Origin of the sequence: Gluconobacter roseus, from assembly GCF_046058915.1 — a bacterium.
Taxonomy (GTDB): domain Bacteria; phylum Pseudomonadota; class Alphaproteobacteria; order Acetobacterales; family Acetobacteraceae; genus Gluconobacter; species Gluconobacter roseus_A.
This window is the reverse complement of record NZ_CP175538.1, coordinates 699,888-712,685: the sequence shown is the minus strand read 5'-3', so window position 1 is coordinate 712,685 and position 12,798 is coordinate 699,888. Positions and strand designations below refer to the sequence as shown.

Below are 12,798 nucleotides of genomic sequence, written 5' to 3'. Positions count from 1 at the left end.
CCGTTCTTTGAACGGCGCGCTTTTTTATGTCAGATCGAGGAAATCCGGGCGCAGATTCAGGCGGCGCAGGTCTCGGCGAGGGGTAGGACCGGGCGGATGACGTGCAGGGCGAGTTCGAAGCTGGCATAGCTTCCAAGCTCGTGCTCGCGGATCTGGTCGATCAGCACCCAGCGCATTCCTTGCGGGCGCAGCATGTAAGCCGGATCGGGGTTTTCGCGCACCCAGACCAGAACGTGATCGACAGGCGCAGTACCATCCACATTGACAACGTCATGGGCAGCCGGAGCAATTTCCGCGTCGAACACGCCCATCCGCTGTCCGGCTTCCAGCCAGCGCAGAAGATACTCGCGGTGACGGGGCAGAAGGCCCTGGCGCAGAGGCACGATATTGCCTGCGCTGCGGCCATGAGGGAGGTCGTGAAGGTGAGTCACCTGCGCCATCAGGAAGTCCTCATCAAAAAGCCGGGCAAGACACCCGGGTCGTGGTGATGAGTTCAGGCTAGGGTCCGAAAGGGGCGATTCACAATCTTTAATAACGTCTGAAGCGGGTTTCGCGACACAAACCGTCCCCACTGTGACAAATCTGCCATGCTCTAAACGCATAGCTCAACATTATGTTGTCATATTCCGGTACAGTGATTTGTCCCAGCGCCGGTGCAGCCAGAGCCATGAGCCCGGGATTTCGCGGATCCATGATTCGAGGCGGTCATTGAACCGCTGCGTCAGGGCGTGGGTGTCTTTCGCGCGGTCGTCACTCTTCTTGGGCAGGAAAGGCGGGTCCACGACCAGCACGAGTTTGGCCGGGCCATCGCGACGGACGTGTCCGGTCACGATCACGGCGTCATGTCTCAGGGCGAACACGGCTGCGGCGGAGGCCGTCATGGCAGGGCGACCGAACAGCCGGGCCTCGATCCCGTCATTCATTTTCTGATCGCCCAGCACGCCCAGATGGCCGCCCTTGGACAGGTATTTCAGGGCCGAGCGTGCGCCTTTTGCGCCTTTGGGAAACATCGGGACGTCCTGTCCCATGGCATCCTGACGCAGTTGATGGATTAGTCTGTCAACGCCGGGGTTGCTGGCCGCACGATAGAAGGAGGCGAATGGCATACCGTAGCGGGCGACGACCGGCGGCATGAGCTCCCAGTTGCCGATATGGCCTGAAAAGAAGATGACCGGTCGGCCCGTAGCTTTTGCAGCCTCAAGGTGTTCGGCACCCTCAACGCTCCAGCCTGCGCCGGAAGGTGTGTCCTGTTCCAGATGGCCGATATGGGGAAACTCTCCAACGGTGCGGCCCAGATTTTCCCAGCAGTCGCGGACGATCTGCCTGCGGGCGGCGGCATCATATTCGGGAAGGGCCAGTTGCAGGTTCTGGTCGGCCACTCTGGAGACGGGCAGCAGCGGGCCGATCGTGCGGGCGACGAAGCCTCCGACATTGGAGGATGCTGCGGGGGGCAGAGCGCGGATTGCGGCAAGCAGGCTCCGGACGAGCAGGGTTTCAGCGCGGTACAGAAAAGATGTCACGAGGCGGCGAACAGCAGGTCGAGCAGGCGTTCGGGGGATTGCGGATCGGCCCAGAGCAGTTCCACGCCAATGATTTTGACCTGTGTCCGGAAGGGGAATGGCAGTTTCACGGCATCCTTTGCGGTTGTGACCAGCGTGGTGCCCGATTCCCGGCTGAGGGTCTCGAGGCGCTGGATGTCACGGGGCGTATAGAAATGGTGGTCCGGGAAAGGCAGGGCCCGGATGGGAGCGACGCCGGCGTCCCGCAGCATGTCAAAAAACTTTTCCGGCCGTCCGATCCCGGCGAAGGCGACAATGCGCCGACCCTGAAGTTTCCGGATTTCCGGCCCGGGAACCAGCCTTGCCTGTGCGGTCAGAAGACTGGGCGGGAAGCTTGGCAGCAGATTGTGTCTGTCCTCCCCGATGATGACGGCGGCCTGCGCGCGCGGAAGGGCATCGGCGAGCGGTTCGCGCAGGGGGCCGGCGGGCAGAACGCAGCCATTCCCGAAGCCGGAAGGTCCATCCACCACAAGAACAGAGACATCCTTGTGAAGCGTCGGGTTCTGGAAGCCGTCATCCATGATCAGGCAGTCGGCGCCCTGGGCGATGGCCAGACGTGCGGTTTCGGCGCGGTCCGCACCGATCCATGTGGGAGCAGCCTGGGCAAGGAGAAGCGGTTCGTCGCCGACATCGCGGGGCGTGCTGTGTCCGGGATTGACCGCGATGGGGCCACGTTCACGCCCGCCATGACCGCGGCTCAGGATGTGGGGATGATAGCCGCGATCCTTAAGACGCTGGACAAGATCGAGAGTGAGGGGAGTTTTGCCCGTTCCGCCAGTAGTGATGTTGCCGCAGCAGAGGACCGGGACGGAGGCATGAAAGGTTGGCTGTCTGAGACGGCGGCGGGTGAGTGTCGTGGCGATAAGCGAAAAGGGACGCAGAAGGCGGGCTGCGAGACCGGGGGCGGGACGAAGCCAGAAACGGGGCGGGCGACGTTTCATCGTTCAACCGTGTCCAAGATGCGATCCCGCAGAACGCTCACTACGGAGCGCTGCAATCCTTCTGTCCTGACGGGCGGGAGGGGGGATTCGAGCCATCGTGTCAGACATTCCACATCGTTCACGATCTGGAGTGTATCAGAAACAGCATCCATTGCCTCCCGCCAGTTCTCCATCCGGGGGCCTGTCACCGTCGGAAGACTCAGACGCAATGGTTCGAACGGATTGTGGCCGCCACCTTTTCCGGCAAGGGAATTGCCAAGGAAGCAGCGATCGGCCAGCCGGTAGAACAGGCCAAGCTCGCCGAGTGTATCCGCCAGCCAGACAGGGGTGTGTGGGGTCGGGTCCTGACCTATGGAGCGTCTGGGGAGGCTGAAACGGGCTGCCAGTTCCGCGCCCCGGGCCGGGTGGCGCGGGACGATGATGGTCAGCAGATCGGGCCGGAGCCTGCGGGCATTCCCGGCGGCCTGAAGCACCAGCTCTTCTTCACCCGGATGGGTGGAAGCGGCCACGAAGACCGGGCGGGTGCCGATCAGGGCCTTCAGGCGCGCATATTCGGCTTCATCACAGGGAAGGGGCGGTGCATCCTGTTTCAGGTCGCCGTCCTCATAGACCGGAGAGGCACCGAGCGCACGGAACCGGGCCGCATCTTCCGGTCCGCGTGCCGCAACCCAGGTCAGGCGCTTCATCATGCGTTGCGCCGGGCCACGCAGGTGGCCCCAGCGCCGGGCCGAGCGGTCTGACAGACGGCCGTTCACGAGCATGACCGGAATATCCCGGCGCGAGCACGCGGCGATGATGCCGGGCCAGAGTTCGCTTTCGACGAAAATGGCGCCTTCCGGCTGCCACAGATTCAGGAAGCGCCGGAGCCAACGGGGAACGTCATGGGGAATGAAGCGGTGAATGATCCGCTGTCCATACAGGGGATGCCGGGCCACGATCTCGCTGCCGGTGACGGTGGCGGTCGTGAACAGAAGGCGCATGTCCGGTCTGGCGTCCAGAAGGGCATCGGCCAGCGGCAGGGCGCAGAGGGTTTCGCCGACACTTGCGGCATGGATCCAGAGCAGTTGCCCGGTCGGACGGCGGCCACTGCCCAGCCCCATCCGTTCGCGCAGACGGCCGGGGAGTTCGCGCCCACGATGCAGGCGGATGCGCAGCATGACCGTAAGAGCCGGTGCCAGTACGGTGCCGGCGATACGCCATGCGCGATCGGCGAGATTGGACTGCCGGTGCCGGACAACGCTTTCGGCCCGTCGGGAGACATCATTCAATGCGCTCTGGAGAGCTGTCGCGTCAGGCTGGAACAGGGGTTCGCCCATGATCAGGGCACCGCGTCCGAAAGGGAGCGGGAAGATCAGTCCATCCCATGATGGCAGAGGCAGGCCCGTGCTGGCCAGTCCGACAGGAACAACCGCGCAGCGTGCAAGCCGCGACAGCGCGACGGCTCCGGGCTGCACTTCTTCCGCCGGGCCGCGGGGACCATCGGGGGTGATCGCGACCAGCGAGCCTGTTTCGAGTTCTTTCAGAGCCGTGCGAAGCACTGCCGCGCCGCCCTTGTTCTTGCCTTTTTTTCCGGATGACCCGTGAATGCCGATGATGCCCCATGGACGCACGACATCGGCGATCAGCATGCCGTCCGGATTGCGGGAGATCAGCACCCGAAGTGACAGGCGGGGCTCCAGTGTCCGGGCCCAGAACCACAGGGCCGGGCTCAGTGTCAGGGAGCGGTGCCAGAACGCGACAACCGTGCCCTGATCCGCGGTCGTCAGGGTCTCAAGGGCGCGGGGAGAGCCGCTGACCTGCCAGCGCGTGGAGCGCAGGCAGGCCCCCAGCCACAGGCGCAGGAGGCGCGGAAGCAGTGTCATGGCGTGTCGGGTAGCACGCGGCGTTACAGGCGGCAAAGGCTGTGCATGTTTTCACTCGGCGCTGCGGCCATCACGGCGCCGGATGACGGACATCAAGGGATGTGAAGGTCACGCGGGCCATGTCACCGTGACAGGGCATGTGCCATCCGGTCTGTCCTGCCACGGCCTCGAACCACATGACTGGCGCTGTTGCGGCGACGGGCATGGGAAGCATGTTGCGGGTTCCGTTGACGACAATCTGGAGCGTGCCGCTGGGGCGGGACGAAATCGTGTAGCTGATATGGCGGTCCGGATAGATCGTCCCGGCGATGATACGGCGCGTGCTGGTACCGTCATGGATGATGGCGGTCACCTGCGAATGATGGCCGTCTGCAACCAGTTCGGCGACGGGGCCATGCGGACTCTGGATACGCCCGATGATGACGCGCTGGTCGCTGGGCCAGGTGTCGATATGCAGGCTGGCGCTCATATCGGCTGGAGTCTGCTGGAAATACCAGGCCGTGCCTTCACGCAGGACCGTTGCAGGGGCCGTCTGTCCCTGAATGGAGGGCTGGAGCCCATCTGTCTGCAGGGTGATCGCACCTGTCGCGGTATTCTGTTGGTAGAACGGGCTGCGATACCCGGCTGCAAGCGTGTTGCCCGGAATGAGGCGCAGCTTCAGGCGCGCGGCCGGTTCCTGAAGGGTGAAATTGCCTGCCTGTGGAGGCTGCGGCGTATCCATGCCCCATGCGGGCGTCAGGGCTGGACCTGCCAGGGCAAGGGTCAGGCAGGTAGCACAGACGAGGCGGGACAGGGACATGATGGATCCTTCAGGAAAACGGGCAGGCGGGAAAAATATCTTCAGCGGCTCATGAGAACGGTCAGCTGAGCCTTTTCGAGAATGTGACGGGTCACGCCACCCAGAATCATCTGACGCAGGCGGGAATGGGAATAGGCGCCCATGCCCAGCATATCGGCATTGAACTCCGTGGCCGCTTTCAGCAGGCCGGCACCGATGTCGCGGTTGATAGCCCCGAACTCGCGGGTCGTGGCGGAAATGCCGTGCATCCGCAGATAGGTCACGACCTCGTCCGCACCCGGACCACGACGCTGATAATCCTGACAGGTCAGGACTTGCACGGCTTCGGCCTTGTGCGCCCAGGGCAGGATGCAGCGCAGGGCCAGCGAGGCTTCCGGTGTTCCGTTCCAGGCGATGGCTATCCGCTTGCCGACCGTCTTCGGCGGTGTCGGTGGTGCGATCACCAGCGGGCGTCCACTGTCAAAAAGAATGGCGTGCAGTGTTTCGGAAGCACGCGGATCACCGTCCTTGGCAAGGTTCGGGACCAGCGTCATGTCGGCCAGACGCGAACGCCATGTCAGGGAATCGTGCTCGGTCCCGTTGAGGACGTCGAGGCTGGCGCTGACGCCATCGCCTGCGGAGGAGCCGATCTTCGAGGGCTCGATGCGACGGATGCCGTGTTCATGGATGAAGCTGTCGAAAGCCTTGCGGATCGAGATCGCGCGGCGCTGGGCTTCGGTCGTCGCCGTGTCGATCATTTCATTGACCATGCCGGCCGAAATGCCTTCGCCTGCAAGTGTCGCGACCTCGGACGGGTCCGAGCCCACCACGACGGCCGACAGATGGGCATCGAAACGGCGCGCGAAATCGAGCGCGACCTGCATGACGGCTTCAAGGTCACCGGAGCCGTTCAGGGGGAGAAGGATATTCTTGATATCAATAAGCATGGGTAAAGGCTCCCCGGCCAAAATCTTTGTACGTCGTTCTGATGTATTTACGGATAAAGTCGCGTGACGTTCCATCCGTTTCCATCACGTGTCCACACAGCCCGGTCATGCAGGCGATAGGGCCGGTCCTGCCAGAATTCGATGGCCTCGGGGACCACGCGGAATCCGGACCAGTTGGCGGGGCGGGGGATCGGACCATCGCCATATTTTTCGTCCGCGGCCTTCAGGCGGTCCTCGAACGTGCTGCGATCATCCAGCGGGCGGGACTGGTCCGAGGCGATGGCGCCAAGACGGGACATGCGTGAGCGGCTTGCGAAATAGGCGTCGGCTTCTTCCGTGCTGACAGCCTCGACCGGCCCTTCGATCCGGATCTGGCGGCGCAGGGACTTCCAGTGGAACAGCAGGGCGACATGTGGGTTGGCCAGAAGCTCGAGCCCCTTGCGGCTTTCGAGATTGGTATAGAAGACAAAGCCCCGCTCATCCGCGCCCTTGAGCAGCAGCATCCGCACGGAAGGACGTCCGTCCGGCGTGGCGGTTGCGACAGCCATGGCATTGGGATCGTTCGGCTCGGACTTTTCCGCATCCGACATCCAGGCCGCGAACAGGGCAAAGGGATCGGCCTTGAGGTCAATCAGGGGAATGTCGGACATGGGAGTCTCCTTGGTAACAAGATCGGCGCGGCAGGACCGGGCCGCCACTTTCGCAGTCATAGCGCGTCCCGTCGGGTCCAACCATGTGGAGAGTTTAAGACCACCCTGCCGGTCATGCCTTGATCTGGGACAGTGCACGAAAAATAAGTACGGTCTGTTAAGACAGGTGCTTTCCGCACGTCCCAGTGATGCCTTAATGCCCAGTTTGCGGGCAAAAAACGGCGCAATGGTCGCAAAGTCTTGTCTGTAACGGGCGCTTGTGCAACCACGGCCCTCAATACGCCAACGCAATTCAGGAAATCACCATGTCTGAAACGGAAGACAATATCCCGGCTCCAGTGACCGGCACGCTCATGAAGGGCAAGCGCGGTGTGATCATGGGTGTTGCCAACAAGCACTCCATTGCTTGGGCCATTGCCAGCGCCTGTGCGGCACAGGGTGCGGAACTTGCATTCACCTATCAGGGCGAGGCACTGGGCAAGCGCGTCCGTCCGCTGGCCGAGAGCGTGGGCTCCTCGCTGGTCCTGCCCTGCGATGTGAGCAATGACGACGCCATCAACGCGACGTTCGACGAGATCGAAAAGAGCTGGGGCAAGATCGACTTCGTGCTCCACGCCATCGCCTTCGCCGACAAGCAGTATCTCCGTGGCCGCTATATCGATACGCCGCGTGATGCGTTCCTGCAGGCCATGGACATCTCCTGCTATTCTTTCGTGGCCGTTGCACGCCGTGCATCCGCGATGATGAATCCGGGTGGGTCGTTCCTCAGCATGACCTATCTCGGTGCCGAGCGCGTCATGCCGCATTATAATGTAATGGGTGTGGCCAAGGCTGCTCTGGAAGCCTCCGTGCGTTACATGGCTGCCGATCTGGGCCGTGACGATATCCGTGTGAACGGCATCTCGGCTGGTCCGATCATGACGCTGGCTGCCAACGGGATCAGCGATTTCCGCTACATCCTGCGCTGGAACCAGCTCAATGCTCCGATGGAGCGCAACGTGACCCTCAAGGACGTTGGCGGTTCGGGCATGTACCTGCTCTCCGACCTCTCCAGCGGTGTGACGGGCGAGATCCATCATGTGGATTGCGGCTACCACACGGTCGGCATGAAGAACCCGGACGCTCCGGACATCGCAGCGGTCGGTTCCGGGAACTGACATGTCGGACAACAGCTTCGGGAAGCTTTTTCGCGTCACAACCTGGGGTGAGAGTCACGGACCGGCCATCGGCTGCGTCATCGATGGCTGCCCACCCCGCCTGAAGCTGTCCGAAGAGGACATCCAGCCCTGGCTCGACCGTCGTCGGCCGGGTCAGTCCCGCTTTACCACGCAGCGGCGGGAGCCGGATCAGGTCCGGATCCTGTCAGGCGTGTTTGAAGGGCAGACGACTGGAACGCCCATTTCGCTGATGATCGAGAACACCGATCAGCGGTCGAAAGATTACGGCGATATCGCAACCCGCTATCGCCCCGGTCACGCCGACATCGCCTACGACATGAAATACGGCATCCGCGACTATCGCGGGGGCGGACGCTCCTCGGCGCGCGAGACGGCCATGCGGGTCGCAGCGGGTGCCGTGGCGCGTGTGCTGCTCAGAACGCTGGTGGGTGAGGGCGTGAAGATCCGTGCGGCCCTGACAGGAATCGGGGGCCAGACCATCGATCCGTCCCGCTGGGACTGGAACGAGGTCGAGCGTAATCCGCTGTGGTGTCCGGATGCGGAATCCGTGGGGCCATGGGAAGCTCTTCTCAACTCCATTCGCAAGGATGGATCGTCGATCGGAGCGACTGTCGAAGTCGTAGCGGAAGGTCTGCCTGCCGGACTCGGCGCGCCTGTCTATGGCAAGCTCGATGCTGATCTCGCCGGGGCCATGATGGGTATCAATGGCGTGAAGGGTGTTGAGATCGGGGACGGATTTGCCGTAGCCGCTTTACGCGGTGAGCAGAATGCTGATCCGATTGCGCCGGGGCCGCAGTTCGCGTCCAACCATGCCGGCGGCATTCTGGGCGGCATTTCAACGGGACAGCCCATCGTGGCGCGCTTTGCGATCAAGCCGACTAGCTCGATCCTTACGCCTGTTCCGAGCATCACGCGCGATGGCGAGTCTGTCGAAGTGATGACGAAGGGGCGGCATGATCCCTGTATCGGCATCCGGGCCGTACCAGTCGCCGAGGCGATGATGGCCTGTGTGCTGGCCGATCATCTGCTGCGCGATCATGCGCAGTGTGGCTGGGAGCGCTAAGGCCCCAGCCTTTCGATGTCAGGCGCCTCAGCCTTCGAAGGTGGCGTCCAGCGTGATCTTGGCCTTGATGACCTGTGACAGCGGGCAGCCTTCCTTGGCCTTGTTGGCAATGTCCAGAAACTGCGTTTCCGATGCGCCGGGAACCTTGCCTCGCAGCGTCAGGTGAGACTCCGTGATGGCAAAGCCTTCACCGGACTTGTCCAGAGACACCGTGGCTTTCGTCTCCAGGGATTCCGCCTTGAAGCCAGCCTGTTCGAGCATCATGGACAGCGCCATGGTAAAACAGCCGGCATGGGCCGCGCCGAGCAGCTCTTCGGGGTTTGTGCCGGGCTTGTCTTCAAAGCGCGTATTGAAGCCATAGGGTTGGTTCTGCAGGGCGCCGCTCTGCGTGGAAATCGTGCCTTTGCCGTCCTTGAGACCGCCACTCCAGTGTGCCGAAGCTGTCTTCTTGATCGTCATGATGGGCTCTTCCATGTTGTGGGCTCGCCTGTTCAAACGTGACATGTCATGGATCGTTGCCCGCGTCGGTGTTCACGAAATTTCCCAATCCTGTGACCGCCATCACACAGTGGAAAAAGCGCCTTGGGAAAACTCTTGGGATAACAGTCTGATAGGGGCGGTTTTCTGCGATCAGCACTATATCTAGGGGCATTCACGAAATCCTTCCCTAGATATAGGCGGGGTCAAATTCACAGCTCTTCCGATTTTGCAAGCGAACTTCGTGCTTGCGATCGGGTTCGGTCTGATGGAAATGAGAGCTCAAGAATTCAAAAAATAGATGCCCGGCGGAGAGAGCAATGACCCTTCATGACGTGACGATGGACGTGTCCGACAAGGCCCACCGCGCCCATGACGTGCGTCCGCCGCTCGACCATCCCATCGGTGAGGCGCCGCTTCCGGGCGATGCCGATTCCGCGGACATGTTCGATGATGTCGTGCAGCTTCCGGGCCATCATGCCGTACGAGTGGATCGTTCGCGCGACTCCCTGCTGACGGATTTTGGCAAGGCGACTCTGAACAACCGCTACCTGCTGCCGGGCGAGGATTATCAGGCGCTTTTTGCGCGTGTGGCCTCCTATTACGGCGCCGATGCGGGCCATGCGCAGCGGATTTATGACTATATTTCCCGCCACTGGTTCATGCCGGCCACGCCTGTGCTGTCCAATGGTGGCACCGAGCGCGGTCTGCCGATTTCCTGCTTCCTGAACGAGGCCGAGGACAGCCTTTCGGGAATCGTGGGGCTGTGGAACGAGAATGTCTGGCTGGCGTCCAAAGGCGGCGGCATTGGCTCCTACTGGGGCAATCTGCGTTCCATCGGCGAGAATATCGGTCGTAACGGCAAAACGTCCGGCGTCATTCCCTTCATTCGCGTCATGGACAGCCTCACGCTGGCCATTTCGCAGGGCTCGCTCCGTCGTGGCTCGGCGGCTGTGTATCTGCCGGTCTGGCATCCGGAAGTGGAAGAGTTTGTTGAGATGCGCCGCCCGACGGGTGGCGATCCCAACCGCAAGGCCCTGAACCTGCATCACGGCGTGCTCGTGACGGACGCCTTCATGCGTGCGGTTGAAGCGGACGAGGAATGGGCGCTGCTGTCCCCCAAGGATCACAGCACGATCCGCAAGGTGTCAGCCCGTGCGCTGTGGATACGCATCCTGACGGCGCGGATGGAGCAGGGCGAGCCCTACATCATCTATTCCGATCATGTGAACCGCGCCCGTCCGGAGCATCACAAGCTGGCCGGGCTGGAAGTGAAGACGTCCAATCTCTGCGCCGAGATCACGCTGCCGACCGGCATTGATCATCACGGCAAGAACCGCACGGCCGTCTGCTGCCTGTCCTCGCTCAATCTCGAGACCTGGGACGAGTGGAAGGATGATCCGCAGTTCATCGAGGACGTGATGCTGTTCCTCGATAACGTGCTGCAGGACTTCATCGACCGCGCACCGGACGATATGGCGCGGGCGAAGTATGCCGCCGCGCGTGAGCGTTCGGTCGGTCTGGGCGTGATGGGATTCCACTCCTTCCTTCAGGCCCGGATGATTCCGTTCGAGTCCGTGATGGCGAAGGTCTGGAACCGGAAGATTTTCGAACACATCCGCAAGCAGGCCGATGCTGCATCGAAGCATCTGGCGGAAGTGCGCGGTCCGTGCCCCGATGCTGCCGAATACGGCTTCATGGAGCGTTTCTCGCACAAGCTCGCCATTGCCCCGACGGCCTCGATTTCCATCATCACCGGCAATGCCAGCCCCGGCATTGAGCCGATCAGCGCGAATGTGTTCCTGCAGAAGACGCTTTCGGGCTCTTTCTCAGTGCGTAACCGCCACCTGAAGAAAATTCTGGAAGAGCGCGGTTATGACACGGACGAAGTCTGGTCGGCGATCACGCTGAACAAGGGCTCCGTGCAGAACCTCGACTTCCTGACGCAGGACGAGAAGGACGTGTTCAAGACGGCGTTTGAACTCGACCAGCGCTGGGTCGTCGAACATGCTGCCGACCGTGCGCCGTTCATCTGTCAGGCGCAGTCGGTGAACCTGTTCCTGCCGGCCGACGTTCACAAGCGCGACCTGCATCAGATCCATTTCCAGGCGTGGAAGAAGGGCCTGAAGTCCCTGTACTACTGCCGCTCCCTGTCCGTGCAGCGCGCGGATGCCGTGTCCAACCTCGCGGTGAAGAGCGACATTCTGGAAGACGAAAAATACGAAGCCACGGCTCAGGCCGCCCCGCGCGGCGAAATGAGCAGCGGCGATTACGAAGAGTGCCTGTCCTGCCAGTAATGGCGGGATGTGAAAGGACGCGATCATGAGCGATACGACCCCGACCACCGGTTCTCAGGCGGAGCAGCATTTCGACCTGATGACCGCCAATCCGGTCTACAAGCCGTTCCGCTATCCTTGGGCCTATGACGCCTGGCTGACCCAGCAGCGCGTTCACTGGCTGCCGGAAGAAGTGCCGCTGGCCGATGACGTGAAGGACTGGCACCGGACGCTGACGGAAGCCGAGCGTCATCTCGTGACGCAGATCTTCCGCTTTTTCACGCAGTCAGACGTGGAAGTGAACTCCGCGTACATGAAGTATTACAGCCAGGTCTTCAAACCGACCGAAGTGCTGATGATGCTGTCTGCGTTCTCAAATATCGAGACGATCCACATCGCTGCGTATTCCCATCTTCTTGATACTATCGGGATGCCCGAGACCGAGTATTCGGCCTTCCTGAAATACAAGGAGATGAAGGACAAATACGATTTCATGCAGTCGTTCAACATCGACAACAAGCGTGAAATCGCCAAGACCATGGCGGCCTTCGGGGCGTTCATGGAAGGGCTTCAGCTTTTCGCGTCCTTCGCGATCCTGCTGAACTTCCCGCGTTTCAACAAGCTCAAGGGCATGGGACAGATTGTCTCCTGGTCGGTGCGTGACGAGACGCTGCATTGCCTGTCCATGATCCGCCTGTTCCGCACCTTCGTGCGTGAAAACAGTGAAATCTGGACGCCGGATTTCCGCGAGGAACTGACGCAGATCTGCCGCACCACGGTCGAGCATGAAGATGCGTTCATCGATCTGTGCTTCGAGATGGGCCCGGTCGAGGGCATGTCCTCCGAGGACGTGAAGCGTTACATCCGCTTCATTGCCGACCGTCGCCTGACGCAGCTGGGTCTGGACCCGGTCTATGGGCAGGAAAGCAATCCGCTGCCGTGGATCGACGACATGCTGAATGCTGTCGAGCACGCCAACTTCTTCGAGAACCGCTCGACCGAATATTCTCGTGCATCCACGTCCGGGACCTGGGAAGAAGCGTTCGAAGGTAACGTCTTCAGCTAAG

Annotated in this window: 12 protein-coding genes; 4 read left to right on the top strand and 8 right to left on the bottom strand. The window is 61.7% G+C overall.

What is annotated here, in order from left to right:
* Positions 1 to 56 precede the first annotated feature (56 nt).
* The 7 genes from ACJ2A4_RS03335 to pdxH all read right to left on the bottom strand — a co-directional run bounded on the left by ACJ2A4_RS03335 (position 57) and on the right by pdxH (position 6,737).
* Positions 57 to 440 (bottom strand): hypothetical protein, encoded by a 384-nt coding sequence (locus tag ACJ2A4_RS03335; protein ID WP_408873616.1) that lies wholly within the window; start codon positions 438 to 440, stop codon positions 57 to 59.
* Positions 441 to 611: 171 nt separating this feature from the next.
* Positions 612 to 1,520 (bottom strand): lysophospholipid acyltransferase family protein, encoded by a 909-nt coding sequence (locus ACJ2A4_RS03330; RefSeq protein WP_408873615.1) that lies wholly within the window; start codon positions 1,518 to 1,520, stop codon positions 612 to 614.
* Positions 1,517 to 2,500 (bottom strand): tetraacyldisaccharide 4'-kinase, encoded by a 984-nt coding sequence (lpxK, locus tag ACJ2A4_RS03325; RefSeq protein ID WP_408873614.1) that lies wholly within the window; start codon positions 2,498 to 2,500, stop codon positions 1,517 to 1,519. The genes ACJ2A4_RS03330 and lpxK overlap by 4 nt, the downstream gene beginning before the upstream one ends.
* The gene (locus ACJ2A4_RS03320; RefSeq protein WP_408873613.1) at positions 2,497 to 4,362 is read right to left on the bottom strand and encodes a glycosyltransferase N-terminal domain-containing protein; all 1,866 of its coding nucleotides are present in this window, start codon (positions 4,360 to 4,362) and stop codon (positions 2,497 to 2,499) included. Before ACJ2A4_RS03320 ends, lpxK begins: the two co-directional genes overlap by 4 nt.
* A 70-nt stretch (positions 4,363 to 4,432) precedes the next feature.
* The gene (locus ACJ2A4_RS03315; protein WP_408873612.1) at positions 4,433 to 5,161 is read right to left on the bottom strand and encodes a polysaccharide lyase family 7 protein; all 729 of its coding nucleotides are present in this window, start codon (positions 5,159 to 5,161) and stop codon (positions 4,433 to 4,435) included.
* Positions 5,162 to 5,202: 41 nt separating this feature from the next.
* A complete protein-coding gene (locus ACJ2A4_RS03310) occupies positions 5,203 to 6,087 on the bottom strand; it encodes a universal stress protein (RefSeq protein ID WP_408873611.1) in 885 nt (294 codons plus the stop codon).
* A gap of 47 nt (positions 6,088 to 6,134) precedes the next feature.
* The gene (gene pdxH / locus ACJ2A4_RS03305; protein ID WP_408873610.1) at positions 6,135 to 6,737 is read right to left on the bottom strand and encodes a pyridoxamine 5'-phosphate oxidase; all 603 of its coding nucleotides are present in this window, start codon (positions 6,735 to 6,737) and stop codon (positions 6,135 to 6,137) included.
* Positions 6,738 to 7,042: 305 nt separating this feature from the next.
* Between pdxH and fabI the strand changes: the two genes are divergently transcribed.
* Together fabI and aroC are read left to right on the top strand one after the other, a co-directional pair.
* Positions 7,043 to 7,894, top strand: coding sequence for an enoyl-ACP reductase FabI (gene fabI / locus ACJ2A4_RS03300; RefSeq protein ID WP_011253503.1), 852 nt, complete (start codon positions 7,043 to 7,045; stop codon positions 7,892 to 7,894).
* 1 nt (position 7,895) lies between these two features.
* The gene (gene aroC / locus ACJ2A4_RS03295) at positions 7,896 to 8,978 is read left to right on the top strand and encodes a chorismate synthase (RefSeq protein ID WP_408873609.1); all 1,083 of its coding nucleotides are present in this window, start codon (positions 7,896 to 7,898) and stop codon (positions 8,976 to 8,978) included.
* Positions 8,979 to 9,005: 27 nt separating this feature from the next.
* Here the strand turns inward: aroC and ACJ2A4_RS03290 are convergent, their stop codons facing one another.
* Positions 9,006 to 9,437, bottom strand: coding sequence for an OsmC family protein (locus tag ACJ2A4_RS03290; RefSeq protein ID WP_408873608.1), 432 nt, complete (start codon positions 9,435 to 9,437; stop codon positions 9,006 to 9,008).
* A 461-nt stretch (positions 9,438 to 9,898) separates the two neighbouring features.
* Between ACJ2A4_RS03290 and ACJ2A4_RS03285 the strand changes: the two genes are divergently transcribed.
* Together ACJ2A4_RS03285 and ACJ2A4_RS03280 are read left to right on the top strand one after the other, a co-directional pair.
* Positions 9,899 to 11,752, top strand: a complete 1,854-nt coding sequence (locus ACJ2A4_RS03285; protein ID WP_407646339.1) for a ribonucleoside-diphosphate reductase subunit alpha — start codon at positions 9,899 to 9,901, stop codon at positions 11,750 to 11,752.
* 25 nt (positions 11,753 to 11,777) lie between these two features.
* Positions 11,778 to 12,797 (top strand): ribonucleotide-diphosphate reductase subunit beta, encoded by a 1,020-nt coding sequence (locus ACJ2A4_RS03280; protein ID WP_408873607.1) that lies wholly within the window; start codon positions 11,778 to 11,780, stop codon positions 12,795 to 12,797.
* Position 12,798: the final 1 nt, after the last annotated feature.

Bases quoted from the DNA above. Each gene is read 5' to 3' on its own strand.
- ACJ2A4_RS03315 (WP_408873612.1), bottom strand. From the start codon at position 5,161: ATGTCCCTGTCCCGCCTCGTCTGTGCTACCTGCCTGACCCTTGCCCTG.
- ACJ2A4_RS03290 (WP_408873608.1), bottom strand. From the start codon at position 9,437: ATGACGATCAAGAAGACAGCTTCGGCACACTGGAGTGGCGGTCTCAAG.
- aroC (WP_408873609.1), top strand. From the start codon at position 7,896: ATGTCGGACAACAGCTTCGGGAAGCTTTTTCGCGTCACAACCTGGGGT.
- ACJ2A4_RS03280 (WP_408873607.1), top strand. From the start codon at position 11,778: ATGAGCGATACGACCCCGACCACCGGTTCTCAGGCGGAGCAGCATTTC.
- ACJ2A4_RS03320 (WP_408873613.1), bottom strand. From the start codon at position 4,362: ATGACACTGCTTCCGCGCCTCCTGCGCCTGTGGCTGGGGGCCTGCCTG.
- ACJ2A4_RS03310 (WP_408873611.1), bottom strand. From the start codon at position 6,087: ATGCTTATTGATATCAAGAATATCCTTCTCCCCCTGAACGGCTCCGGT.
- fabI (WP_011253503.1), top strand. From the start codon at position 7,043: ATGTCTGAAACGGAAGACAATATCCCGGCTCCAGTGACCGGCACGCTC.
- ACJ2A4_RS03335 (WP_408873616.1), bottom strand. From the start codon at position 440: ATGGCGCAGGTGACTCACCTTCACGACCTCCCTCATGGCCGCAGCGCA.
- ACJ2A4_RS03285 (WP_407646339.1), top strand. From the start codon at position 9,899: ATGTTCGATGATGTCGTGCAGCTTCCGGGCCATCATGCCGTACGAGTG.
- lpxK (WP_408873614.1), bottom strand. From the start codon at position 2,500: ATGAAACGTCGCCCGCCCCGTTTCTGGCTTCGTCCCGCCCCCGGTCTC.
- pdxH (WP_408873610.1), bottom strand. From the start codon at position 6,737: ATGTCCGACATTCCCCTGATTGACCTCAAGGCCGATCCCTTTGCCCTG.